General features: G+C 61.1%; 22 protein-coding genes and 1 pseudogene. 12 read left to right on the plus strand and 11 right to left on the minus strand.

The window, feature by feature from the left end; translation table 11 throughout:
* Positions 1–46: 46 nt before the first annotated feature.
* From ASD12_RS26375 to ASD12_RS26385, 3 genes and pseudogenes are all read right to left on the minus strand, one after another.
* Positions 47–1,552 carry an alpha-N-arabinofuranosidase gene (locus ASD12_RS26375; RefSeq protein WP_056593513.1) on the minus strand — a complete coding sequence of 502 codons (1,506 nt, stop codon included), beginning with the start codon at positions 1,550–1,552 and terminating at the stop codon, positions 47–49.
* Between the two features lie 104 nt (positions 1,553–1,656).
* Positions 1,657–2,583: a transcriptional regulator gene (locus tag ASD12_RS26380; RefSeq protein WP_056593516.1), complete on the minus strand. Its 927-nt coding sequence runs from the start codon at positions 2,581–2,583 to the stop codon at positions 1,657–1,659.
* A gap of 109 nt (positions 2,584–2,692) precedes the next feature.
* Positions 2,693–2,951, minus strand: a pseudogene (locus tag ASD12_RS26385) (integrase core domain-containing protein); the annotation flags it as partial.
* Between the two features lie 1,521 nt (positions 2,952–4,472).
* Between ASD12_RS26385 and ASD12_RS26395 the strand changes: the two are divergent.
* Together ASD12_RS26395 and ASD12_RS26400 are read left to right on the plus strand one after the other, a co-directional pair.
* On the plus strand, positions 4,473–4,694 hold the full coding sequence (locus tag ASD12_RS26395) for a hypothetical protein (protein ID WP_056593524.1): 222 nt from the start codon (positions 4,473–4,475) through the stop codon (positions 4,692–4,694).
* 240 nt (positions 4,695–4,934) lie between these two features.
* Entirely contained in the window at positions 4,935–5,720 is a 786-nt protein-coding gene (locus ASD12_RS26400) for a GGDEF domain-containing protein (protein ID WP_056593526.1), read from the plus strand.
* 120 nt (positions 5,721–5,840) lie between these two features.
* Here the strand turns inward: ASD12_RS26400 and ASD12_RS26405 are convergent, their stop codons facing one another.
* A complete protein-coding gene (locus ASD12_RS26405) occupies positions 5,841–6,599 on the minus strand; it encodes a glycosyltransferase family 25 protein (RefSeq protein ID WP_056593529.1) in 759 nt (252 codons plus the stop codon).
* Positions 6,600–7,005: 406 nt separating this feature from the next.
* On the opposite strand from ASD12_RS26405, the gene ASD12_RS26410 reads away from it, so the two are divergent.
* On the plus strand, positions 7,006–8,109 hold the full coding sequence (locus tag ASD12_RS26410) for a glycosyltransferase (protein WP_244482987.1): 1,104 nt from the start codon (positions 7,006–7,008) through the stop codon (positions 8,107–8,109).
* A 158-nt stretch (positions 8,110–8,267) separates the two neighbouring features.
* Positions 8,268–9,494: an anion transporter gene (locus tag ASD12_RS26415; protein WP_056593535.1), complete on the plus strand. Its 1,227-nt coding sequence runs from the start codon at positions 8,268–8,270 to the stop codon at positions 9,492–9,494.
* Here the strand turns inward: ASD12_RS26415 and ASD12_RS33665 are convergent.
* Positions 9,491–10,251, minus strand: a protein-coding gene (locus ASD12_RS33665; RefSeq protein ID WP_162252292.1) for an IS5 family transposase whose coding sequence is annotated in 2 segments (ribosomal slippage) — positions 9,491–9,765 and positions 9,765–10,251 — 762 coding nt in all. Because the reading frame shifts where the segments join, the coding sequence is not laid out codon by codon here. The two genes, ASD12_RS26415 and ASD12_RS33665, sit on opposite strands and share 4 nt — an antisense overlap.
* Positions 10,252–10,591: 340 nt before the next feature.
* Here ASD12_RS33665 and ASD12_RS26430 point away from each other — a divergent pair.
* Complete coding sequence (locus tag ASD12_RS26430; RefSeq protein ID WP_056593542.1) at positions 10,592–10,894, plus strand: antibiotic biosynthesis monooxygenase family protein; 303 nt, start codon at positions 10,592–10,594, stop codon at positions 10,892–10,894.
* A gap of 207 nt (positions 10,895–11,101) precedes the next feature.
* Here the strand turns inward: ASD12_RS26430 and ASD12_RS26435 are convergent, their stop codons facing one another.
* Entirely contained in the window at positions 11,102–11,689 is a 588-nt protein-coding gene (locus tag ASD12_RS26435; RefSeq protein ID WP_056594484.1) for a TetR/AcrR family transcriptional regulator, read from the minus strand.
* Positions 11,690–11,773: 84 nt separating this feature from the next.
* On the opposite strand from ASD12_RS26435, the gene ASD12_RS26440 reads away from it, so the two are divergent.
* Entirely contained in the window at positions 11,774–12,670 is an 897-nt protein-coding gene (locus tag ASD12_RS26440) for a crotonase/enoyl-CoA hydratase family protein (RefSeq protein ID WP_056593545.1), read from the plus strand.
* On the opposite strand, the gene ASD12_RS26445 is transcribed toward ASD12_RS26440, so the two are convergent.
* The 5 genes from ASD12_RS26445 to ASD12_RS26465 all read right to left on the minus strand — a co-directional run bounded on the left by ASD12_RS26445 (position 12,616) and on the right by ASD12_RS26465 (position 16,880).
* Positions 12,616–12,924 carry a cupredoxin family copper-binding protein gene (locus tag ASD12_RS26445; RefSeq protein ID WP_056593548.1) on the minus strand — a complete coding sequence of 103 codons (309 nt, stop codon included), beginning with the start codon at positions 12,922–12,924 and terminating at the stop codon, positions 12,616–12,618. The genes ASD12_RS26440 and ASD12_RS26445 overlap by 55 nt on opposite strands.
* An 11-nt stretch (positions 12,925–12,935) precedes the next feature.
* Positions 12,936–13,460, minus strand: a complete 525-nt coding sequence (locus ASD12_RS26450) for a DUF4142 domain-containing protein (protein ID WP_056593550.1) — start codon at positions 13,458–13,460, stop codon at positions 12,936–12,938.
* A 116-nt stretch (positions 13,461–13,576) separates the two neighbouring features.
* Positions 13,577–14,251, minus strand: a complete 675-nt coding sequence (locus ASD12_RS26455) for an RNA polymerase sigma factor (protein ID WP_056593553.1) — start codon at positions 14,249–14,251, stop codon at positions 13,577–13,579.
* 104 nt (positions 14,252–14,355) lie between these two features.
* Positions 14,356–15,444 (minus strand): HPP family protein, encoded by a 1,089-nt coding sequence (locus ASD12_RS26460; protein ID WP_056593557.1) that lies wholly within the window; start codon positions 15,442–15,444, stop codon positions 14,356–14,358.
* Between the two features lie 251 nt (positions 15,445–15,695).
* Positions 15,696–16,880, minus strand: coding sequence for a cystathionine beta-lyase (locus ASD12_RS26465; protein ID WP_056593560.1), 1,185 nt, complete (start codon positions 16,878–16,880; stop codon positions 15,696–15,698).
* Between the two features lie 344 nt (positions 16,881–17,224).
* Here ASD12_RS26465 and ASD12_RS26470 point away from each other — a divergent pair, with 344 nt between their 5' ends.
* From ASD12_RS26470 to ASD12_RS26495, 6 genes are all read left to right on the plus strand, one after another.
* A complete protein-coding gene (locus ASD12_RS26470; protein WP_056593564.1) occupies positions 17,225–17,860 on the plus strand; it encodes a DUF1326 domain-containing protein in 636 nt (211 codons plus the stop codon).
* A 9-nt stretch (positions 17,861–17,869) separates the two neighbouring features.
* Entirely contained in the window at positions 17,870–18,700 is an 831-nt protein-coding gene (locus tag ASD12_RS26475; protein WP_056593566.1) for a DUF2182 domain-containing protein, read from the plus strand.
* Between the two features lie 430 nt (positions 18,701–19,130).
* Complete coding sequence (locus tag ASD12_RS26480) at positions 19,131–20,159, plus strand: amino acid ABC transporter substrate-binding protein (protein WP_056593570.1); 1,029 nt, start codon at positions 19,131–19,133, stop codon at positions 20,157–20,159.
* Positions 20,160–20,222: 63 nt separating this feature from the next.
* Entirely contained in the window at positions 20,223–21,410 is a 1,188-nt protein-coding gene (locus ASD12_RS26485) for an amino acid ABC transporter permease (protein ID WP_056593573.1), read from the plus strand.
* 4 nt (positions 21,411–21,414) lie between these two features.
* Entirely contained in the window at positions 21,415–22,572 is a 1,158-nt protein-coding gene (locus ASD12_RS26490; RefSeq protein WP_056593576.1) for an amino acid ABC transporter permease, read from the plus strand.
* Between the two features lie 24 nt (positions 22,573–22,596).
* Complete coding sequence (locus ASD12_RS26495; protein ID WP_023761950.1) at positions 22,597–23,400, plus strand: amino acid ABC transporter ATP-binding protein; 804 nt, start codon at positions 22,597–22,599, stop codon at positions 23,398–23,400.
* The last annotated feature ends 85 nt before the right edge of the window (positions 23,401–23,485 follow it).

Consider the following 23,485-nt stretch of genomic DNA (forward strand, 5'->3'; position numbering starts at 1 on the left):
GCCTGCAACGGATTTCAGGGTATATATCTGATGGTCGGATATTAACTCAGAGCGTCACACGCACCATCGAGTAAGAGTGCGGCGGCAAGTTCAGCGTCATTCCCTTGCTGCTGAGCGCTGCCCCGTTGCCTTTGACCGGTGATACGTTGTCCGGCGCGTCCTTCGTGTTGCAGGCCTCGAGATCGTCATGACGGATGATCGTATGCTCGATAGACTTGGCTGCGAACCGCTCGAGGGCGACGTCTGCCTCTATCGTCTCGGATCCATGCCGGTTGATTGCGAAGAAGGTCAGCGTGCCGGCTTTCGAATCATGTACGCCTGCAATGTCGAGCCATGGCACCTTGTCGGCCGCGGCCGCGTCATAGGTAGGCACCTCGACCGCGAGCTGCAGCGCGGTGCCGCGGCCATGCTTGGAGGCCAGCATAAAAGGCCAGTAGATCGTCTGCCGCCAGGCGCCGCCGCCGGGATCGGTCATGATCGGCGCGATAACGTTCACCAGCTGCGCAATGCAGGCGATGCGAACAATATCCGACCGGCGGATGAAGGTGTTGATGATGCAACCGACTTGCAGCACGTCCTCGAAATTGTAGATGTCTTCCAAAAGCCTGGGCGCTTCCGGCCAGTCCCAGCCGCGCATGCGCTCGGCGTCCCGCTTGCGCTGATGGTACCAGACGTTCCACTCGTCGAAGGAGATCTTCACGTCCCGTTTCGAGCGGGTCTTGGCCTTCACGTAGTCGATGATGCCCGCGACCGTGCCAATGTAGCGGTCGAGCTTGGCCGGAAGAGCGAGATATTCGGCCGTATTCTTCTCGTAGTTCTCGAAATACATGTGGAGAGAGATGTAGTCGACCTGCTCGTAGGTCGCTTCCAACACGGTCGCTTCCCACTGCGGATAGGTCGGCATATTGGAGTGCGACGAACCGCAGACGACCAGTTCCACCGTTGGGTCGAGGCCGCGCAGCGCCTTGGCGGTCTCGTTGGCGAGATGGCCGTATTCGCTCGCCGACTTGTGGCCGACCTGCCAGGGACCGTCCATTTCATTGCCGAGACACCAGAGGCGGCAGTTCCAGGGTTGCGTGCGTCCGTTCTTGGCCCTGAGGTCGGACCAGTAGCTGCCGCTCGGGTGGTTGACGTATTCAACGAAGGCCCGCGCCTCGTCGAGGCCGCGGGAGCCGAGATTGACCGCAAGCATCATCTCGGTGCCGGCCTTTTCAGCCCAGTCGGCGAATTCGTGGATTCCAACCAGGTTCGGCTCCGTGGTGCGCCACGCAAGATCGAGCCGCCGCGGGCGATTCTCCTTTGGGCCTATGCCGTCTTCCCAATTGTAGGCGGACACGAAGTTGCCACCTGGGTAACGGCAGATCGGAGTGTCGAGCGCACGCACCAGCTCGATCACATCCTTGCGCATCCCCTCTGCGTCCGCTTGCGGATGTCCGGGCTCGTAGATGCCCGTATAGACCGCTCGGCCAAGATGCTCGAGAAACGAGCCGTAAAGACGTTTGTCGATATCCGCGACGGTATAGGCCGCGTTCGCGGTGACTCTGGCCTTCATGATCCCTCCCACTGCGGACTATCAATCCGACTTTCCGGTCTATATCCGGGTTGCGGGTCAATTAAGGGCGGAGGTCGTTCGCCCGTCAAGGGCCTAGTATGCTCTCAAGCCTTCAGCAGGCGCAGAACGATGTCGTTGCTGTAATTGCCGAAGCCGCTGCCGAAGATGTTTATGCCGCCGGGGTGACGCGCATCTTCCTTCACGCCGATTCGTATCCGGATCGAGCGGTGCCGCTCGAGCTCCAGATCAGCCAGCGAGCATTTGGAAACCTTGTCATTGTTGCGATAGGTACCGTTATTCGTGACGCGCCAGTGTGCGAGATCGCCATACTGCGATCCGGCCAACTTCCACCAGCCGGGCGTATGCTTGCCGCGCTTGTCGCCATAGTCGGCCGGCGCCGTCCAGGTATCTATCTCGTGTCCGTTGATCGCGATCGTGATGTCCGATGGCCAATCCTTCGATGTGCCCGGCACCTCGGACGAAAGCTCCATCGCCAGCTCCAACCCGCCGACTTTGGCATTGGCAAGCGTCGCATTGTTGGGAAACTGGTATTCGACGAAGCCGCGTGTGAACCACAGCAGCCCGGCCCGCATGCGGTCAGGATCGAGGAAAGTGTCTGGCACATCGAGAAGTCCGATGACGCCGTCCTTTGAACACAGGCCGCAGGGGGCGGAAACTTCGCATCTTGTGTAGAGTCCAAGCGGCATCGCCACTTCTATGACGCCGAGATCCTGCGCCGGGGTGCGGTCCTTGAAGACGACAACCAACTCGGAGAAAGTCGAATAGCAGACCTTCTGGCTTCCCTTGCGCGCCTTCTGTGATTTCGTCTCGATCAAACCGACATCGGCAAGAACCTGGATGTTTGCGGAAATTGTCGATTGCGGAAGACCCAGTTCTTCGGCCACTTGATTGACGTTTTTCGGCCCCTTGCGGTGCAGCAGATCGAGAATCCGGACCCGGACCTCGCTCGCGAGGCTCTTCAACAAGTCGAGCCGCTCAAGCGGATCGACAACCATGATTTCATTCGACATATGGCCCGCACTCGTCACACGGGTTATGTATCAGCAGATCAGATACAAATAAAGCCGGTGGCGTTATAAATTGAACCGCCTAGCCAGCCAGATATGATCCTCGGCTTGTTTGATGCCGACGGTCTGGCTCGTCGATGAAGTCATCGAACCTGGTTGCTGAAGAAAGTTGGCGCCTGCGGGTTTGGTGGTCTCCTTCTTCAAGGTGAGATGCATGCGCTCATGCCGCCCGTTCTGCTGCGGGCAGCCCGGCTTGATGCGTTCGATGTCAATCCCAGCCGCAGCCACCAGACCGACAGCTTGCTGAGGTTGAACAGCGCGTTGGGGCTGGCGAACGGAACGCCATTGTCGGTCTTGATCGCGGCAGGCAGGCAGGCAGGCAGGCTGGCGAAAGCGATCGGCGACAAGGTGCGGGTGGAGGAAGTCATGCCAAAGGCGAAGCACCAGGGATTAGTGGCACCTACCGGGTCGGCCATTTGGTTATCCGCAATGTCGCGTGTTGTGACGTCTTAGAAACGATCGTTCACCGCCGTGAACCGGGCATGTACGAACAGGGGGGATGGGTTGCGTTCCAGCCGTACGAGCGTGGGAGGCTTTATGTGAGTCCTCTGGCCTTCCGCGAAGGCTAAGGCAAAAGATTCCAGCGCGAACGAGTAAGTGCGCTCTTCATCATGTTCGATAACGCGCACCAACCACTCGCCGTCGGCTTCAAGGACTTCAACTCGGGTTACCAAGAGCCCGCCGTAGCCGGTCAGATATCCGCGAACATTGCGCTGTGGACCACCCACCATTTTGCTCCCATTTAGCGAAAATATGCAACTATGCTAATGAAGATACCTGCGTGGCTGCCATAAACTATGAGATAGCTCACACAGCTATCCCATGGACGTTGATGCATGCCCACAACGCCGGGCAGGTGGCGCGCATTCAGTGCGGCTAAGATGCGGATCGAAGAGGTCACGCCGAAGTGAAGCGCTGACGGAGCGGATTTTACCGGGGCGGCCCAGCGACTTAAGGTCGTAGTGGGGACTAACAGCGGCGGCCGCTGGGCCTGACCAGTATGGCTCGAGGAAGCGCTGTGCTGGCTGACCGGAAGCATGCGCTCACTCCAATGTAAGAGCCAGAGCGCATCCGCAGGAAGGGCCACCGCCGAAAGTTGTACCCACAGCGACAATGGGAGGTAGACGCGAACCTTCCCAACGCGGCGCGGCGTGCGGATGAGCAGCGCACTACCGGTGTCCACCAGATCGATCCGCGCATCTCTGGCCGACATTCCGTTTAAGCCGAGGCAGACGCCAGGGCATCGACCGTCGCCTCCGGTCCGGCGGGCCAGCAGCATGTGACTCGCAGACCTTCGCGGGAAGATGGCCGGCGCCCGTTGGGTGGGGGGCGTTGGGGAAAGGCGCCGGCCTTTGGCGGGTTGGGGTCCGCCATCAACATTAATAGCAGAGTCAGAGACGGGTTCGTATAGCGTTTTCGCGGTAGCCTAACCGTCATCTGCTTGCGCCATTCCCACGGCCTGTCGAACGATCCGGCCCACGTACCGCGCTTTGCTGCCTTGGCCTCATTTCTGAGTCCGAGAGCAAACCCGTCGCTATATTTCGATTTCGGGAAGTCAAGCGCATAGTCATGCCTGACCATCCATTCTCCAACATCGACGTCCCCGGCATTGCCAAGCCGAAGCAGAAATCTCAAACAACCCGGTATTGTGTTGCTTGCCGGCAACCATCGGCTCATCTGCCCCTGTCGGCGCCGATTGCATCGTATTAATTCGTGACTCATCCATTTCGGAACCTTTCCCGCGCACGGCGCGTTTCGGCGCCTGTATTCGCAAAGCCTCATACAAAAAGCGGATCGGTGGGAGGCAAACACGGGTGGGGAGGAGTGTTGCAATGTCGAACCGAGAAATAGGAATATCCTCCGCCCTGGATCGGCGCATCGCCGATCTCAAGGCCAGGATGCAGGACGCCCGGATCACGGAATTCGAAATGAAGACCTTTCAGAAAGTGGCTTCCATCATGGGAGGCGGCGAAGGCTCCCTCCGCCTTGATGCCGACGACCTGATCGCGGCCTCCTTTGTCATCGACGCGCTGGGTGAACCAACGCTAAACTGACGGCGGGCGGTCTGGCTTCGAGCACCGCTTGCTCTGCCAGCTGCTTGGTCCAAGCCTTCAAGCCGGGAACCAGGATGGCCGCTTTTTCGGCGGCCGTCCTGCGGCGTCCGTACGCAAGCATCTGTCGCGGGCGGCGGTGCCTGCGCTCCGCGCTATGCCGATATCGAATTGGAGGGAAAGTCTTATCAATTTGTTTGCGTTGGTGCGTCATAGTAGCGGCGGCTAACGGAGTTGAACGCGATGAAGCTCGATCTGTCACCGACGAGCTGGGGCAGGGTGATCGCTGTCACCATAGTCGGTACGGCATTCTTCATTGCCGTGGCGTTCTTCGTCGATTCCTTCAACTTCCCCTATCTCTCGCCCGAAGCAGTGTGGCGGGCGCAGATGACCGACCTGATGCTGCCTTTGGTGCTGGGCGGCTCGTTTCTGTTTTTCCTCATGTGGAAGATCAGGCAGCTGGCCATCGCCCAGCGCGACCTCAGCGTCATAGCCGCGACCGACAGCCTGACAGCGGTGCTGAACCGTGGTGCCTTCTCGATGCTGGTCGAGGCCTATCTCGAGCAGACCCGCAAGCAGGAGCAGACCCGTTCGGGGGCGCTGCTGATCATCGACGCCGACCACTTCAAATCGATCAATGACCGCCTGGGCCATGACTGCGGCGACCAGGCGCTCAAGCTGATCGCGCAGGCGATCAAAGGGCAACTGCGTGGCGGCGATCTTGTCGGCCGCATCGGCGGCGAAGAATTCGGCGTGTTTCTTCCCGGCGTGGATCCGTCGCAATCCTGGGTGGTTGCCGAAAGCATCCGCCGGCGTATCAGGGAGATGGACTTTTCGCCCGGTGGCAGGCCTTGCCCGCTTTCCGTCAGCATCGGCGGCACGAGCTTTACCGGCCCGATCACCTATGAGGAGATCTTCTCCGCCGCCGACAGACGGCTTTACACGGCCAAGTCGAACGGACGCGATCAAGTCAGCTTCGATCCGGCGGGCGTCTCGCCGCCTCTGCCCAGCGTCGCCACCGTGCATTGAAAGCAGTCTGATCAAGGGCGGCCATGGCAACCTTGAACCGTCGCTGCCTGCCTTGGATAATCGGACAGCACGCCGATCTGTGCAGGCTGTCGCGCTGACGGCGCTTTCGCTTTGCCGACATCACGCTAAGGAGATAGTCTTCTCCCGCCTGAGACGGCAGATGTCGAAAATCTGCCGACCTATGCGCCTCGTTTCGACTACGATCTTTTCGGTCGGGCTCCTCTTTGGAGCAGAATTTGCCCTAGGTTTCATCAGCCGCTCCTCGTTAAGAAGGCTGTTCAACCGGAACGCCTTCTCGCACACAAGATCATTTTGCACGCACAGCGCTGGCAAGAGCTGGTATATGGTTTTGCTTGACGACGACGGAAGCGACGGATCGAAGACAACGTGATCTGCGGGCGCATCGAGACTTCGACTGATCAGATCGCGCGCTGCTTGCTTCGAAAGGATATAGCCGGCCGTTCCGATGTGGAGCCCATATAGTCTAGCTACCGAAAACGCACGGCCCACGGAAGTGCGCTTCATCGCGATGACCGTCTTCTTTAGGTATGTTTCCAGCTTGACGATATCTGCGTCGGCCGGAATCCATCCATAGTGGGAAAGCATCGGGCCAGCCGCTTCGGAGAACAGGATGTCATCTTCGAAGATCGCACCAAAGGCATCATCGCCATTCGCGATGATTTTCCAGCAAACCTTGTGGCTCATGAGGCAGGCCACTTCCGTGGGGGTTAGACCGGACGAAGTCTCGGCAAATTCCGAGCGGTGCAACGCGTCTATGGCAGGAACCCGGTCGAACAAAACGCCAATCCTAGCGAATTCAGCCGTGACGTGGGCAAGTCGATCGGGAGACCGATCAAGGTTGATGACCATACATTTCATTGATGCCCCCAAAGGCTATGCAGATCAACAATCGAAGTCTGTCGCAAAATATCGACCACTTTCTTTATAACTATATTGGCAATTCCGACTTCCCCGCCCGCTCAGGGAAGAATTTTTGCTGTAGGTAGTGTCACCCATACTGAGCCTATAGCGTTGCCGATTTCCCATGGCAAGTGGAGCCATGTCTACCCTTCCCGATCACTGATGCACGGCTCCGCAAATTTGAGGCAGAGCTTGCCTTTCGGCGAGCGCGATCGACGAGGAAGCGAGACAGAACGCGCAGGAAAGCGGCTTGTGCTGCCGGTGATGTATTTGAGCAACAGATTGATTACTTGGCAATCATCAAATGCTCCCTAGTTGACTCGATTCGCGCAATAGACGACCAACAGTTCTTGGGCGGCTAGTGTTGTTTGAAGGGGGTGTTTGTCGCAGCAGCGTTAGCTCTGCTCTGCGTCAAATACCGCCCTCGATCACCCGGGTGGGCAGTACGACAACGGCCAGGTTTCGCCAACGGCAAGAAACCGGCCAGGCAGGCCCAGCGATCATGCTCCATCTGTTCAATGGTTTTCAGGATCCTTTTGGCGGCAGTGACCTCGAAGCCCTGGAACTATACCGGCTGTTGAGCGTCGACTCCGAGGTGCGTCTGTGGGCAACCTCCTCCAGAGTGTCCGGCGAGTTGATGCGGCATTTCCCGATTCGCCGCATCTCACTGCCAAAGTGGCATGTGCCGGACGGCGGTATTTACGTCTTCCTTGGCGCGCATTGGCGCAACAAAATATGGCCTTACCTGATCCCGCGGCCGCGCCGGCTGATCTACGTCTTCAATACCTTTCACCCGAAAGTCATCGCGCTGACGACACGCATGCCACGCATGCTGAACTGGCCCAACACCGAACTGGTGCTGATTTCCGATTTTCAAAAACGCATGCTGGGGGTCGATGGCATCGTGCATCCGTCGCCAATCGACATCGAACGTTTCTCGCAACGGCGGGCGAGGCCGGATGGTCCGTTCACGGTGGGTCGGCTGAGCCGCGATGCGCCAGACAAGCATCATGCTGACGATGTGCCGCTCTACGAGGCATTGCTGGCGGACGGCGCCGCGGTGCGGATTCAGGGCGGGATGCCGCTCAAGGACAGGCTCGCGCCGCATTCGCGACTGGAACTCCTGCCGCAGGGGCAGTTTGCGGCTGAAGAGTTCCTGCAGACGCTCGACGCGTTCTACTATCGCACCGGCTCGAATGTGGTGGAGACGTTCGGCCGGGTGGTGTTCGAGGCGATGGCCTGCGGCTTGCCCGTGGTCTGCCATTCGCAGGGCGGCTATGCCGACCATATCAGGCATGGCGAAAACGGTTTCCTGTTCGAAACGACTGACCAAGCGGCACGGATTCTGGCCGCACTCAAAGCCGACCCAGCGTTAAGGGCGACGGTTGGCCTCAAGGCACGGCAGACGGTCGAGCAACTGTATTCGCCGCAGGCGCTACGACAGCGGCTGGATTTCTATCTGCGTTAGCGGCACATCATCCCCTGGGCCGAGCGGACACCCGCGGCGCAACAACATGCCAGGCGTGTTTGTCATCGATCCCGACATCGCGCTAGAGCTGGCATGCAAACGAACCAACGGGGCGGACGGGCAGCGGCGCGCCACGGACCGAGCAGGACTCCTTGACGATGACATTGATGGGCGCGGCGGCACTGCTGATCCTGATCCTGACTTACGCCGGTGTCGCCATTGGCCGCATACCGGGCCTGCGCCTCGACCGGGCGGGGATCGCACTGCTCGGGGGCGCCGCCATGATCGCCGTCGGCGCGCTCAGCATGGAGGATGCCTACCGGGCAATCAATTTCGATACCATCACGCTGCTGCTCGGCATGATGATCGTGGTGGCGCATCTGAAAGTGTCAGGCGCCTTTCGCGGCCTGGGCGCCATGGCCATCGAGCACGCGCACGCGCCCTTCATGCTTTTGGTGATGGTGACGCTGCTGACCGGCGTGCTGTCGGCCTTCCTCGTCAATGACGCCATCTGCCTTGTCATGGCGCCGATCGTCGTCCACGTCACCCGAATCATCAAGCGCAACCCGATCCCTTATCTGATCGCCACCGCCACCGCGTCGAATTGCGGCAGCGTCGCCACCATCACCGGCAATCCGCAAAACATGGTCATCGGCGCGCTGTCGGGCATTTCCTATCCGGCCTTTTCGGCGGCGCTCGCTCCGGTCGCTCTGTTCGGCCTCGTCGCGGTCGTTGTCATCATCCGCGTCGTCTACCGGGCCGAATTCGCCCGCACGGTCCAACTGACGCCCGAGGTCTCGCGTGGCCGCATGCATAAGGGGCAGGTGCTGAAGGCGGTGGTGGTCTGCATCGGACTGGCAATCGCCTTCTTCGCCGGCGTGCCCGTTGCCAAGGCCGCACTCATCGGCGGCGCCATCCTCCTGCTCACCCGCGCCATCAAGCCGGAGCGCATCTACCGCGAGATCGACGGCCCACTGCTGTTCATGTTCGCCGGTCTGTTCGTGGTCGTCGCCGGCGCCGAAAAGACGCTGCTGACATCAGACATGATCGCCTCGGCAAAGAACCTCGGGCTGGACGATGTCTGGCGGCTGTCCGGCTTCACCGCGGTGCTCTCCAACATCATGAGCAATGTCCCAGCCGTGCTGGCGCTCCGGCCTTTCATACCCGGCCTTGAAAACCCCGAGCGCGCCTGGCTGGTCGTCGCCATGAGCTCGACGCTGGCCGGCAATTTCACGCTGCTGGGTTCGGTCGCCAACCTGATCGTCGCCGAACAGGCACGGGCCGCCGGCACGCCGCTGTCATTCGGCGCCTTCTTCAAGGTCGGCCTGCCGTTGACGCTGATAACGCTGGCGGCCGGCACGGCATGGCTGGCGTTTGGGTTCTAGGACGCGGACTCAATAAGGCGCAGCCATAGCCTGATTGACGCGAGCTGAACGAAGGCAAGGTAGTTGGCGGCGAGCCTGTCGTAGCGCGTCGCCACCCGACGACATTGTTTAATCCTGTTGAAGAACCGCTCGACCTGGTTGCGAGCGCGGTAGAGATAGGGGCTGAAGCAGATCGGATCGCTGCGATTGCTTTTCGGCGGGATGTTGGCCCAAGCGCCTTTCTTCATGGCAAGCTCTCTGATCCAGTCGGCGTCATAGCCACGGTCGGCAGCAGCATTGAACCGACTTTCAGACGAGACAGCAGTTTTCCCGCTAGCCGCACGTCGTGGGCCTCACCGGGGCTCAGCGCCAGCCGCACCGGCAGACCATTGCTATCGACCACCGCATGAATTTTGCTCGTCAAGCCGCCGCGTGACCTTCCCATCGATTGGCGCTGGTTTCGTGTGATGCAGGCTCCATGCTGATGCACGCGGACAATGGATGTGTCGATCATCTGGACAGCGGCATCGTGGGTGGCAGCAAGTGCGTCGACGATGCGGCCCCAGACACCAGCCCGCCGCCAGCGGACGAAACGGTTATAGCAGGTCGTGTAAGGGCCAAAGTGATCCGGCAGATCACGCCAGGGTGCTCCTGATCGCAGGACCCAGAAGATACCATTGAGGACTCGTCGGTCGTTTACCCGAGGAACGCCACGCGGCTTGTTCGGCAGCATCGGCTTGATGGCAAGCCATTCATAGTCGGCGAGTTCGTAGCGCATGATTCGACCCCCAGTTTTGGGAATTTGAATCATGGGGGTCGGTCCAAGCGCAACGCTTCTGGCCCGCCTCCGGTCGGCGCTTTCGGGGCAAAGCGGACGTCAACCAGCCGACAACCCCCGCTGAATCCGTCGAAAATGACCCGCAACGGGCATCAATGGCCTTGACCCGGTGCGGCCTACCTCTGGTTTGATAGGGTTCTCTCAGGGGCGAGTCATTTGCGTCCAGCAACGACCTCTGGCGGTCGATCCGACGCGAGGCTAAAAATGGTGACGGTCCTATTGGAACTCCCCCCTTCGCGATAGGCAAGGCATCAGGCAACAAAAGAGAGGACCGAACCGTATGATCAGCCTAATAAATGTCTTCACGGTAGATCCCGCCAACCAGGACCGGCTCCTCGATTTGCTTGCGCGCGCGACCGATGAATTCGTCAGCCGGGCACCTGGCTTTGTTTCCTCGACCCTTCATCGGAGCCTCGACGGCACGAAAGTGACCATGTATGCGCAGTGGCGCAGCGTGGAAGACTATGAGTCCATGCGCCAGGATCCTGGACCGCTACCCTTTCTCGAAGAGGCGCTCACGATCGCGAAATTTGAGCCGGGCATGTATGAGGTCGTGTGCACATTCTCGCCTATTGATAGGTAGGCCTCGCCCCCGCGCGCGAATCCGGACTTCCGCTGTTGGCCCATCGCGACATATTGCGCTGCCGCACGAACTCGGCCGCTATAGGGGTAAAGCGGACATTGCGTTCGTCGCATCACGTCGCTGGGTTTATGGGTACACGGCCTAATGCATGTCGCCCAAAAGTGGCCCCGGTTTTGGGGCGACGACATGCATAAAAACCAAAGACTTTTAGACTTGGCTGCCTGAGGTCCGCGCCCGCACAAGCGTTGCGGCGGCGTGTCCTGCCGCCCCGATATAGTCGGGGTTGTGGTGGATCAGCATGCTCGAGAAGGCGCCGTCCATGAGCAGCACGATCTCGCGCGCCAGCATATGCGGCGCCGTGACGCCGCGGGCCGACAGTTCGGCGGCGAGCCATTTTTCGAAATTTGTCTTGTGCCGCGATCCGGCCATGACTGCCGGGTGTCCAGGCATCGAGGCAAGCTCCGCAGCCGTGCGCAGAAACCCGCATCCTTTCCATTTGGGATGGCGGGCGACACGCGCCAGATTGGTGAAAATCGCTTCGACCTTGCGGTCGGCACCACCTTCAGCGGCATCGAACCAGCCGGCCATCTGCTTCAGATTGGGCTGGTCACGGCCATCGAGATAGGCAGCGATCAGATCGTCCTTGCTCTTGAAGTGATAGTACAGCGTCCGCTTGGTCAGCCCGGCTTTTTCGGCGATGGCATCGACGCTGACGCGGCCAATCCCTTCGGCATAGAAGAGCTTCGTCGCGGCATCGACGATGCGTTTGCGGGTGGGGCTGGATGCTTCAGGCATGGCACCAAGTATACCGACTAGTGAATATACAAGCAATCGAAAACCTGATCCTTTCCGGTCAATGCACGTTGGAAAGGAAGCCAAATGACCGATCTTGTCCTTAACGAGACCAGCGATGGGATTGCCATTCTCACCCTCAACCGGCCGGAGAAACTCAATGCGCTGAACTATGCCCTGATCGATCGCCTGCTTTCGGCCCTCGACGACATCGAAGTCGATGGAAGCGTCCGGGCGGTCATTCTTACCGGAGCAGGGGAGCGGGCGTTTTCGGCCGGTGGCGACATCCATGAATTCTCAGCCAGCGTGGCGCTTGGCGTCGATGTCGCGATGCGTGACTTCGTCATGCGCGGGCAGCGGCTGACGGCGAGGCTGGAGGCGTTTCGCAAACCCGTCATCGCCGCCGTCAACGGCATTGCCTTTGGTGGCGGCTGCGAAATCACCGAGGCCGTGCCGCTGGCCATCGCCAGCGACCGTGCTTTGTTCGCCAAGCCGGAAATCAATCTTGCAATGCCGCCGACCTTTGGCGGAACGCAGCGCTTGCCCAGGCTGGCGGGGCGCAAGCGGGCGCTGGAACTGCTTTTGACCGGCGACTGGTTTCCGCCGCCGCGGGCACTTGAGCTGGGTCTGGTCAACCAGGTGGTGCCGCATGGCGATTTGATGCCGGCCGCGATGGGCCTGGCCAGGCGTATCCTGCGGCACTCCGATCTGGCGATTGCCAGCATCCTCACGGCAGTGGCGCGCGGCCTCAACCAGAGCATCGCCGAAGGCTTGCTGGTCGAGGCCGAGCAGTTCGCCCGCATGGCCCCGACCGCCGATCTGCGCGAAGGGCTGGATGCCTGGATCGCACGCCGCGAGCCGGGCTATGACGGCTCATGGACGCATATCGCGCGTCCTGACGAGGCCAGGCGGGCCTCGTTGGCGCTGGATCAGGGCGCCACCACCAAACGGCCTTTCATGTTGGGGTGGAATCGGCAGAAATAGTCGACCGGTCCAGCGGCCTTCAATGTGAGGCTTGCGGATTGCTTCGGCGGGATCATTACCTCCCAGCCACCTTTCACGGTGGCCGTGTGGGCGAACACATCCTTGTTCACCCACTCGATCGTGTCTCCGACCTTCGCCTCGACGGTAACTGGCGAGAACACCAGCCTGTCGATGGTGACCTGGATGGTTTCGGCCTGCGCCGGAACGATGCCGACGGCCAGCATAAAGGCAATCCAAAGATGGCGTTTCGGCATGCTTCCGGTCCTTACTTCAGCATGCCGGCTACGTGTTCGGCATGCTGCTCATGGCCCTGGAATATCTTCAGGCCGGTTTCCAGCAGGCTCTTCAGTTCGGCATTCTGCGCCGACGGGATGAGCAGCGTCTCGAGCGCGCCGTTGACCTGCTTGTGGTAGGCCACCTCGTTGTCGACATAGGCCTTGTCGAAGGCAGCGCCGTCGAGCTTGGCAAGCTTGGCTCTCTCCCCGGCGGCGGCCTTGCTCAGCGCCTGGCTGGTGGCATTGTCTTCCGGTGTGACCTTGAGTTTCTTGACCAGGTCGAGCGCCTGCACGTTCACGGCCTCGTGGTCGCGCACCATGTCCTTGGCGAAATCCACGACCTCCTTGGTCTTCGATTTCTCGATCGCCAGCTTGGCCGTTTCAACGTCGATGACCCCGGCCGTATAGGCGATGTGGGCGATCTGCGGATCGGTCGGCTTGTCGGCGGCCTGTGCGAACGGGGCAGTGCCAAGCAGCAGCAGGGCGGCCAGGGCAGCAGTGTGTCGGATAGACATGGCATCTCCTTCGTCCGGACGCTGAAATCGTTCCGGACAGTGTTTTTCGGTTGACGGTCATTGGATGCTGGTCGGCGGCAAACGTTCCCGTCAAAATCAACTGAATCCGTTGAGGGTCAGCTTTCCAGCCCGAGCCGCCGCATCACGGCGCTGGTCAGCCTTTCGCAACGTCGGCCGGCGAAGGGGAAGGCATCGAGCAGAACCGGCCCGATCTGGTCGTCCAGTGCCTTGCGCACCAGGGCGCGGGCGCGGTGCAGCCTCGTCTTGACGGTTTGCGGCCGCACGCCGAGAAGATCGGCGGTCTCTTCGATGCTCAGCCCCTCGATCACCCGCGCCACGAACACCGTCCGGTAGACATCGGGAAGGCTGTCGGTGGCCCGTTCGACCAGCTGGAGGATCTGCCGTTGCGCCATCGTCCGCTCCGGATCGTCGCTGGGGTTGAGAGGGAACCGGATGATCTCGGCTTGCGGATTTTCCGGCAGTGCCACCGTTCTGCGCCTTTTGCGCAGCCGGCCGAGCGCCTCGTTGATGACGATGCGCGACAGCCACGTGGCGAGCGAGGAGTCGCCGCGAAACGCATCGAGATGGGCGAAGGCCTTGACATAGGCCTCCTGGACGATGTCTTCGGCCTCGCTGTCATTGCGCACGACGCCGCGCGCGATCCGGTAGAGTCGCTGATTGTGTGTCTTGATGATGGTGCGGAAGGCATCGCCGTCGCGCGCCAGCGCCCGCCGCACGAGCTGCGTGTCGTCTGACGCGGCAGAAGGCAGGACCGTCAACACAACAGGCATGGCCAGTTTCCTCAACCCGATCTGCGAATCGGAACCTCGATTGAGAGATTGGACGCCGTTGCCGGCAAAAGGTTCCCGAAGATTTTTCGCCGGTCCGGCGGCGGCTACCCTACCGCGCCGAGCGAGGCCCTGTCAGCAGCCTGCAGGCGCGCCGTGGCCGCCAGGAGATCGGTCTGGGTGATCAGCCCGAGAATCCGCTTGTCGTCGTCGACGATGATCACCGCATGGTTGCGGCCGTCGGTGAGCACGGGCAGCAGGCCCATGGCGGTGAAACCGGCGGCGGCTGTCGCCGCGGGCGATATCACGGATCCAACCGTGCCGAAGGCCTGGGTCAGTTCCCGCAATCCGACGGTACCTGCCAGCCTTGCCTCGGCGTTGACGACCGGCAAGGTACGGATGTTGTGGTCAAGCAGCAATTGGCGCGCCGCATCAGTGGAGGTGCGGGTGTCGACCGAGATCACATCGCGCGACATGATGTCCTCGCACAGAAGGGTCTTGTGCGCGCGCAACATCGCCTGCAATTCGACTTGCCGCAGCAGTCGGTCGAGATCGTTGCGATCGATATCGAATGTCTCATCGAGTGCGCCAAGTGCTGCATCGATGTCTTCGGACTGAAAGCCGACGCGCGACTGTGCCGGCGGATCGACGGTGCCGTGGCTGTTCGCCGGTGCTGCAACCGGCACATGCGGATAGTTGCGCCGGGCCAGTCTATGGAAACCGTAGCCAAGCGCCACCAGCAGGATCGAGTTCAGCGCCACCGGCACGAATGGAAACAGGAAGCCGGCGCTGATGACCGCAGGCCCACCCAACACCGCGGTCAAGGCGGCGGCCCCGCCCGGCGGATGCAGGCAGCGCGTGAACGACATGGCGGCGATGGCCAGTGCCACCGCGATGCCGGTGGCAAGCGCGGTTTCTTGTATGAAATGCGCGACGATCACCCCGACCAGTGCCGATATCGTGTTGCCGCCGATGATCGACCATGGCTGCGCCAGCGGGCTGGCCGGCACGGCGAACAGGAGCACCGCCGACGCCCCCATCGGCGCCACCAGCAACGGCACGTGCGGGCCGTTGCCGAGCACCAGACCGCCGATCACGCCGGTCAACGCGATGCCGATCGTCGCGCCGATGCAGGCGATGATGCGCTCGCGCAGCGTCGCGCCGGCAAGAATGGGAACAAAAAGGCGGAAAGCCATGACGTCGAAAACTCTGCCGGTAGTCAGGGGAAGTAGAAACCGCGATGATCGCACCGCAATGGCGCGACCTCGTGGAATTTGAAAGCCAAATTGATCCGCGAGGCCGCGGTTTGTGGGAATAGAATTCCGCTATGTTGCGGCTGCATCCTCGCGGCGGCATGCGGGTTCCGTATCGCGATGCACGTGTTTCACCAGTCTTTCGAGATGCTTGCGCCGGTCAGCTGAATCAGTTTGGCGGGTGGTCTGATCCTTCAGGCAGCCGCCGCGGCGGTCAGGCCGCGCGAAATGTCGGCCTTCAGGTCGTCGACATCCTCGAGGCCAATCTGCAGGCGGATCAACGGTCCCTCATAGGGCGCTTTTGCAACAACGCGGTCGCCAAGCCAGACGGGTACGGCAAGGCTCTCATAACCACCCCAGGAATAGCCGAGGCCGAAGATCCGCAGCGCGTCGAGGAAGGCGTGCTGCTGCTTCTGGCCGCCGCCGGCAAGCACGATTGAAAAGATGCCGCTCGAGCCGGAGAAGTCGCGCTTCCACAGATCGTGGTCCGGGTGGCTGGGAAGGGCAGGGTGGAGCACGCGCGCCACGCCTTTCTGGCCCTCGAGCCAGGAGGCGATGGCAAGCGTGCTGCGCTGGTGGTGCTCCAGGCGCACGCCCATGCTGCGCAAGCCGCGCAGCACCTGGTAGACGTCGTCTGGTCCGGCGCAGCAGCCAAGCGTGCAGAAGCTTTCGTAAAGATGCTTCCAGCAGCTCTCATTGGCCGACACCGTGCCAAGCAGCACGTCGGAATGGCCGGCCGGATACTTCGTCGCCGCATGGATCGAGATGTCGACACCGTGGTCGAGCGGACGGAAATAAAGCGGCGTCGCCCAGGTATTGTCCATCATGACGATGGCGCCCGCGGCGTGCGCCGCCTTGACGATGGCCGGGATGTCCTGCACCTCGAATGTGTTGGACGCTGGCGATTCCGTGAACACCACCTTGGTGTTGGGCTTGATCAACGCGGCAATACCGGCACCGAGATCGGGGGCGTAGTACTCGACCTCGACACCCAGCCGCTTCAGCATCGTGTCTGCGAAGTTGCGGGTCGGATGATAGACGGTATCGACGATCAGCAGATGGTCGCCGGCCGAGACGAAGGCGAGCAGCGGCACCGTCACCGCCGCAAGACCCGACGGCACCAGGATCGTGCCGGCCGAGCCTTCCAGCACGTCTATGGCGTCGGCAAGGGCATCGGTCGTCGGTGTGCCGCGCGTGCCGTAAGTGTATTTCTGGCTGCGTGCCGCCATCGACGCCGCGTCACGATAAAGCACGGTCGAGGCATGCACCACCGGCGGATTGACGAAGCCGAAATAGTCATGCGGATTGTTGCCCGAATGGGCGAGCCGCGTGTTGATGCCCATCCCGCCGCTAAAGTGCTCGCTGCCGTCTTTCGCCATTCTGCGTCGCCTTGTTTGACAAGCCGCTAGCCATAGTGCGGCGCCATGGACCGTGCAACAGCCACCGTCCGCCAGGAGATGGACTTCGAATATGCCAATTCGTCGCGGTAAAAGGCGGCCATGCGGCTGCGGCATGACCCCCGCGGTGCAGTGTCGGCGCTGCGCCAGTCTCCGCCGATCGGCCTATTGTAGGCGGCGGGGAAAGGTATATGGTTTATGGCTAATATTAATCGCCGGATTGCTTCGATCAGATGCTGCCGGATGGTTGTTGCCGGTTGACCTTCTGGTCCTCCACGATCCGGATGGCGCTCACGAAGCGTGAGCGCGGCAAGGGGAGGAATGCCATGCCCGACGTCAAATGGACAATGAAGGCGCGCGAATTCACCAACTGCAACTGCGCCTATGGCTGCCCGTGCCAGTTCAACGCCATGCCGACATACGGATTCTGCCAGGCGGTCGCTGGCATGGAAATCGAGAGCGGCCATCACGGCGACACCAAGCTCGACGGATTGCGGTTCGTCGGGATTTTCCGTTGGCCCGGCGCGATACACCAGGGCAAGGGCGAAGCCGCGGTGGTTATCGACGAGAGGGCGACCGAAGCCCAGCGTGGAGCACTGCTTCGCATATTGGGCGGTCTGGACACCGAACCAGGTGCAACGATATTCCAGGTCTTTTCGACCACGCTGGAGAAATTCCACGATCCGATCTTTGCCCCGATCGAATTGAAGGTCGACGTCGACGCGCGAACCGGGAGGCTGCACATCAAGGGCGTAACCGACGGCCATGGCGAGCCGATCAAGAATCCGGTCACCGGCGCCGAGCACCGGGCGCGCATCGACCTGCCGCACGGCTTCGAATACGCGATCGCCGAAGTCGGACGTGGCTGGACCAAGGCGACGGGCCCGATCAAGTTCGAGTTGGCCGATACGCACAGCCATTTCGCCAATCTGCATCTCACGCAGAGCGGCATCGTGCATTGACCTGATTCAATGGGCGACACGGCCCTCGAGGCGTTGCTGCGGCGCGACCGCGCGGTCGTAACGGCCGCGCTCGTCGTGATTGCCGCGCTCGCCTGGGCCTATGTGCTGTGGCTCACCGCCGACATGGTCATGCCTGGTTCTCCCGTACCGGACAGCACAGGCGGCGACATGGCCGGAATGGACATGGGCGCCACCGTGGCGCCTGGTTTCCGGTCCTGGTCATCGGCCGATTTCGCTTTCATCTTCACAATGTGGACGGTGATGATGGTCGGGATGATGACGCCCTCGGTCGCGCCGATGTTGCTGCTCTATGCCGGCGTCGGTCGCAAGGCGCGGGCGGATGGCCGGCCCATCGCTTCGACGGGATGGTTTTTTGCCGGCTATCTCGCCGTCTGGGTCGTCTTCAGCGTCCTGGCGACCGGTGCTCAATGGCTGCTCGCCCGTCTCGCCTTGCTCGATCCTTCGATGGCGACCGGAAGCGCGATCCTCGGTGGCCTCGTCCTGATCGCCGCCGGTCTCTATCAATGGACGCCGATGAAGGGAGTCTGCCTGCGCCAATGTCAGTCGCCGATCGCGTTCCTGGTGAGCCATGGCGGGTTCCGCTCCGCTCCGCTCGGCGCGCTTCGGCTCGGCATCGATCACGGCGCCTATTGTCTGGGTTGCTGCTGGGCGCTGATGGCTCTGCTGTTCGTCGGCGGCGTCATGAACGTGCTGTGGATCGCCGGCATCGCCATCCTTGTTCTCCTGGAGAAGACAGTCCCGACCGGACAGTTGATTCCGCGCGTCTCCGGCGCGTTGATGGCTGCGATCGGCGCCTGGCTCGTCCTTCGAGCTCTTTGAGAACAGTCCTTGTCTCCGGGCGGTATTGGCCTGCAACCACCCGGCAACCAACAGATGACAGTCTTTGGACATGGCAATTCATTGCCCATTGAGGTCAATAACGCCGAGGTGTTGCCTGGGATGGATTTCGCTGCCGCGGCCCTCATTTGTGTTGAACGAGCATTGCCGCCTTTATTTGCGCTCCTGACCAAATCGCGGGCGCGTTTGTCTGTAAATCAGGCATTTACGGCAATCGGTTTTCAAACTCTTTCGGTTTCGGTCATTTCCCTTGACCTCACGGGAATTATCGCCTTCGATGACATTTGTGAATGGGAGGCAGCGCGTCGGTTACGATGCGGGGGTTCCGGGAATGGGCCGGAATGGGAGCTGCGTTCACATGGGAAAAAGATCGGGGTTTGCCCTGAAAAACAGAGAAAAGGGTCTGTGGGTCATGAAACATATTGCTATCGGCATTCTTGGCGCCGCCACGCTTGGGTTGGTGGCGTCGGCCGCGTCGGCAGGCACGCTTGACACCGTCAAGGCGAAGGGCTTCATCCAGTGCGGCGTCTCGACCGGCCTGGCCGGCTTCTCGGCGCCGGACGACAAGGGTGACTGGCAAGGCATCGATGCGGATTTCTGCCGCGCTGTCGCGGCCGCCGTCTTTGGCGACGGTACCAAGGTCAAGTTCACGCCGCTCAGCGCCAAGGAGCGTTTCACCGCGCTGCAGTCCGGCGAGGTCGACATCCTGTCGCGCAACACCACCTGGACGATCAACCGCGACACGGCACTTGGCCTGAACTTCATCGGCGTCACCTACTATGACGGCCAGGGTTTCATGATCAACGCCAAGAAGCTGCCGGGCGTCAATTCCGCGCTGCAGCTTTCCGGCGCCGCCGTCTGCGTGCAGAGCGGCACGACGACCGAGCTAAACCTCGCCGACTACTTCAAGGCCAACAAGATGGAGTACAATCCGGTCGTCTTCGAAAAGCTGGAAGAGGTCAACGCCGCCTATGACGCCGGCCGCTGCGACGTCTACACCACCGATCAGTCGGGTCTCTACGGCATCCGCCTGACGCTGGGATCGCCGGCCGACCACGTCGTGCTGCCCGAGATCATCTCCAAGGAGCCGCTCGGACCGGCCGTTCGCCAGGGCGACGACCAGTGGTACCACATCGTCAAGTGGACCTATTTCGCGCTGCTCGACGCTGAGGAACTCGGCATCACCAAGGCCAATGTCGACGAAATGAAGAACTCCGCCAGCCCGGAAATCAAGCGCGTGCTCGGCCAGGAAGCCGATACCAAGATCGGCACCGATCTCGGCGTCTCCAATGACTGGGTGGTCAACATCGTCAAGGCCGTCGGCAATTACGGAGAAATGTTCGAGCGCAATGTCGGTTCGGGCAGCCCCCTGAAGATCGCGCGTGGCATCAACGCGCTGTGGACCAAGGGCGGCCTGCAATACGGTGCGCCGATCCGCTGATCGAAATGTGATCCGGGAGGCAGATCGTCTGCCTCCCGGTTTCTCTTTCCAGGGGACGGTCGAATGGCATCGCAGGAAGTTCTTCGCGAGGAGCCCAGCCGCGGTTCCTTCATCAACGATCCGAAGGTCCGGGGTATATTTTTCCAGGCGTTGGTCGTCGTCGTGCTGGTGGCGGGCGTCTGGTGGATTGCCCACAACGTCATTGCCAACCTGACGCGCCTGCACATCGCTTCGGGCTTCGGCTTCCTCAAGGGCCGCGCTGGCTTCGACATCAGCGAGAGCGCCATCGCCTATTCGTCGGATTCGACCTATGGCCGCGCCATCTTGGTCGGCTTCCTCAATACTGTCATCGTCGCCATCGTCGGCATCATCACCGCGACAATCATCGGCTTCATTGTCGGCATTGGCCGGCTTTCGCAGAACTGGCTGATCAGGAAGATCTGCACGGTCTATGTCGAGGTGTTCCGCAACATCCCGCCGCTGCTGGTCATCTTCTTCTGGTATTCCGGCGTGCTGGCCGTGCTGCCGGCGCCACGCGACAGCATCAACCTGCCGTTCGGCTCCTTCCTCAACCAGCGCGGCTTCTATTTTCCACGCGCCGTGTGGGGCGACGGCTCCTGGCTGATCTTCGTCGCTCTGCTTGTCGGCATCGCCATGGCGTGGTTCGTCGCGCGCAAAGCGCGGCAACGGCAGATGGCGACCGGCCAGCAATTTCCCGTGTTCTGGACGTCCGCCGCGCTGATCGTCGGGCTGCCGTTGCTCGCCTATGCGCTGAGCGGCTTTCCCCTGACTTTCGACTACCCGAAGCAATCGACGTTCAATCTGACCGGCGGCTTCCAGGTCAGGCCGGAGTTCCTGTCGCTGTATCTGGCGCTGTCCTGCTATACCGCCGCCTTCATTGCCGAGATCGTACGCGCCGGCATCAGGGGCGTCAGCAAGGGCCAGACGGAAGCTGCCGGTGCGTTGGGGTTGCGGCCCGGATCGATCCTGCGGCTGGTCGTCGTGCCGCAGGCCATGCGCATCGTCATTCCGCCGCTGACCAGCCAATATCTCAACCTGACCAAGAACTCGTCGCTCGCCATCGCCATCGGCTATCCGGACCTTACGGCGACCGCCGGTACGGTGCTGAACCAGACCGGTCAGGCTGTCGAGGGCGTGGTGATCATGATGGTGATTTATCTGGCCATCAGCCTGCTGACCTCGCTTGTGATGAACTGGTTCAACGCCAAAATGGCGCTGGTGGAGAGGTAAGGACATGCAAGAACATGATATGTCCTGGGTGCGTACCGAAATGGCGCTGGCGCAGCCGGCGCCAGCCGGCGTCACGGGTCTCGGTGCGTGGGTGCGCAAGAACCTGATCGCTTCCGCCGGCGACACCATTTTGACCATCGCCGGCATCGCGCTGGTGGCGATGATCCTGCCGCAAATCATCAACTGGGCGTTCATCAACGCTGTGTGGACGGGAGCGGACCGGACCGTATGCGCCACCGTGGCGCAAGGCGGAATCCAGCCGGATGGCTGGACCGGTGCCTGCTGGGCCTTCGTCAACGCCAAATTCGGTCAGTTCATGGTCGGGCGCTATCCGATCGAGGAGCGCTGGCGGCCGATCCTGGTCGCCATCCTGTTCGTGGCGCTGCTGGTGCCGATGCTCATCCCGAAGGTGCCGCGCAAAGGGCTGAATGCCGTTCTGCTGTTCTTTGCGCTGCCGATCGTCGCCTTCGTCCTCTTGGTCGGCGGCATGTTCGGCCTGCCACATGTCGAGACCTCGCTGTGGGGCGGGCTGCTGGTAACGCTCAGCCTGTCCTTCGTCGGTATTGCCGTGTCGCTGCCGCTGGGCATAGTGCTGGCGCTTGGCCGGCGTTCCAAGATGCCGATCATCAAGACGCTGTGCGTCGTTTTCATCGAGACGGTGCGCGGCATCCCGCTGATCACCGTGTTGTTCTTTGCCAGCGTCATGCTGCCGCTGTTCCTGCCCGAGGGAGTAAGCTTCGACAAGTTCCTGCGCGCGCTGATCGGCGTGTCGCTGTTTTCCGCCGCCTACATGGCTGAAGTGGTGCGCGGCGGCCTGCAGGCGATCCCCAAGGGCCAGTATGAAGGTGCCGATTCGCTCGGTCTCGGCTATTGGCAGAAGATGTATTTCATCGTCATGCCGCAGGCACTGAAATTGGTCATTCCGGGCATCGTCAACACCTTCATCGGCATGTTCAAGGACACCAGCCTGGTCATCATCATTTCGATGTTCGACCTGCTCGGCATCGTGAAGCAGAACTTCTCCGACCCAAACTGGGCAACAGCGCAGACGGCCAGATCCGGCCTGATCTTCGCGGCCTTCGTCTTCTGGCTGTTCTGTTTCGGCATGTCGCGCTATTCAATGTTCACCGAACGCCGGCTCGACACCGGCCACAAACGCTAAACAAAAGAACAAGGGGATCCCGTCATGGCCACCGAAAACGCCGTCAGCGCGGAAGAGATCAAGGTCAACGCCGCCAAGATGCAGATTTCCACCACCGATGTCGCCATCGACATCATCGCCATGCACAAATGGTATGGCGAATTCCATGTGCTCAAGGACATCAATCTGAAAGTGATGCGCGGCGAGCGGATCGTCATCTGCGGCCCGTCAGGCTCCGGCAAATCGACAATGATCCGCTGCATCAATCGCCTGGAAGAGCACCAGAAGGGCAAGATCATTGTCGACGGCAAGGAGCTGACCAACGATCTCAAGAAGATCGACGAGGTGCGCCGCGAGGTGGGCATGGTGTTCCAGCACTTCAACCTGTTCCCGCATCTGACCATCCTGGAGAATTGCACGCTGGCGCCGATCTGGGTGCGCAAGACGCCGAAGAAGCAGGCCGAGGAAATCGCCATGCATTTCCTCAAGCGCGTCAAGATCCCGGAACAGGCCCACAAATATCCCGGTCAGCTGTCCGGCGGCCAGCAGCAGCGCGTGGCGATCGCCCGTTCGCTGTGCATGAACCCGCGCATCATGCTGTTCGACGAGCCGACCTCGGCGCTCGATCCGGAAATGATCAAGGAAGTGCTGGAGACGATGGTTGGCCTTGCCGAAGAAGGCATGACCATGCTGTGCGTCACCCACGAGATGGGCTTTGCCCGCAAGGTCGCCAACCGCGTGATCTTCATGGATCAGGGCCAGATCGTCGAGCAGAACACGCCGGCCGAGTTCTTCGACCACCCGCGCCACGAGCGCACAAAGCTGTTCCTGTCGCAGATCCTGCACTAGGCCTTCGACGGCCACGGGGAGCCCGGCTGAAACAGTGCCGGGCTCTTTTGCGTATGGATGAGCAGGAGGGGGGCGGTTTGTGTTG

The organism is Mesorhizobium sp. Root102, from assembly GCF_001425625.1.
Taxonomy (GTDB): Bacteria; Pseudomonadota; Alphaproteobacteria; order Rhizobiales; family Rhizobiaceae; genus Mesorhizobium.

What these genes read in the sequence shown, in the direction of transcription:
- ASD12_RS26375 (WP_056593513.1), bottom strand. Translation starts at nt 1,552, where the DNA reads ATGAAGGCCAGAGTCACCGCGAACGCGGCCTATACCGTCGCGGATATC.
- ASD12_RS26380 (WP_056593516.1), bottom strand. Translation starts at nt 2,583, where the DNA reads ATGTCGAATGAAATCATGGTTGTCGATCCGCTTGAGCGGCTCGACTTG.
- ASD12_RS26395 (WP_056593524.1), top strand. Translation starts at nt 4,473, where the DNA reads ATGTCGAACCGAGAAATAGGAATATCCTCCGCCCTGGATCGGCGCATC.
- ASD12_RS26400 (WP_056593526.1), top strand. Translation starts at nt 4,935, where the DNA reads ATGAAGCTCGATCTGTCACCGACGAGCTGGGGCAGGGTGATCGCTGTC.
- ASD12_RS26405 (WP_056593529.1), bottom strand. Translation starts at nt 6,599, where the DNA reads ATGAAATGTATGGTCATCAACCTTGATCGGTCTCCCGATCGACTTGCC.
- ASD12_RS26415 (WP_056593535.1), top strand. Translation starts at nt 8,268, where the DNA reads ATGACATTGATGGGCGCGGCGGCACTGCTGATCCTGATCCTGACTTAC.
- ASD12_RS26430 (WP_056593542.1), top strand. Translation starts at nt 10,592, where the DNA reads ATGATCAGCCTAATAAATGTCTTCACGGTAGATCCCGCCAACCAGGAC.
- ASD12_RS26435 (WP_056594484.1), bottom strand. Translation starts at nt 11,689, where the DNA reads ATGCCTGAAGCATCCAGCCCCACCCGCAAACGCATCGTCGATGCCGCG.
- ASD12_RS26440 (WP_056593545.1), top strand. Translation starts at nt 11,774, where the DNA reads ATGACCGATCTTGTCCTTAACGAGACCAGCGATGGGATTGCCATTCTC.
- ASD12_RS26445 (WP_056593548.1), bottom strand. Translation starts at nt 12,924, where the DNA reads ATGCCGAAACGCCATCTTTGGATTGCCTTTATGCTGGCCGTCGGCATC.
- ASD12_RS26450 (WP_056593550.1), bottom strand. Translation starts at nt 13,460, where the DNA reads ATGTCTATCCGACACACTGCTGCCCTGGCCGCCCTGCTGCTGCTTGGC.
- ASD12_RS26455 (WP_056593553.1), bottom strand. Translation starts at nt 14,251, where the DNA reads ATGCCTGTTGTGTTGACGGTCCTGCCTTCTGCCGCGTCAGACGACACG.
- ASD12_RS26460 (WP_056593557.1), bottom strand. Translation starts at nt 15,444, where the DNA reads ATGGCTTTCCGCCTTTTTGTTCCCATTCTTGCCGGCGCGACGCTGCGC.
- ASD12_RS26465 (WP_056593560.1), bottom strand. Translation starts at nt 16,880, where the DNA reads ATGGCGAAAGACGGCAGCGAGCACTTTAGCGGCGGGATGGGCATCAAC.
- ASD12_RS26470 (WP_056593564.1), top strand. Translation starts at nt 17,225, where the DNA reads ATGCCCGACGTCAAATGGACAATGAAGGCGCGCGAATTCACCAACTGC.
- ASD12_RS26475 (WP_056593566.1), top strand. Translation starts at nt 17,870, where the DNA reads ATGGGCGACACGGCCCTCGAGGCGTTGCTGCGGCGCGACCGCGCGGTC.
- ASD12_RS26480 (WP_056593570.1), top strand. Translation starts at nt 19,131, where the DNA reads ATGAAACATATTGCTATCGGCATTCTTGGCGCCGCCACGCTTGGGTTG.
- ASD12_RS26485 (WP_056593573.1), top strand. Translation starts at nt 20,223, where the DNA reads ATGGCATCGCAGGAAGTTCTTCGCGAGGAGCCCAGCCGCGGTTCCTTC.
- ASD12_RS26490 (WP_056593576.1), top strand. Translation starts at nt 21,415, where the DNA reads ATGCAAGAACATGATATGTCCTGGGTGCGTACCGAAATGGCGCTGGCG.
- ASD12_RS26495 (WP_023761950.1), top strand. Translation starts at nt 22,597, where the DNA reads ATGGCCACCGAAAACGCCGTCAGCGCGGAAGAGATCAAGGTCAACGCC.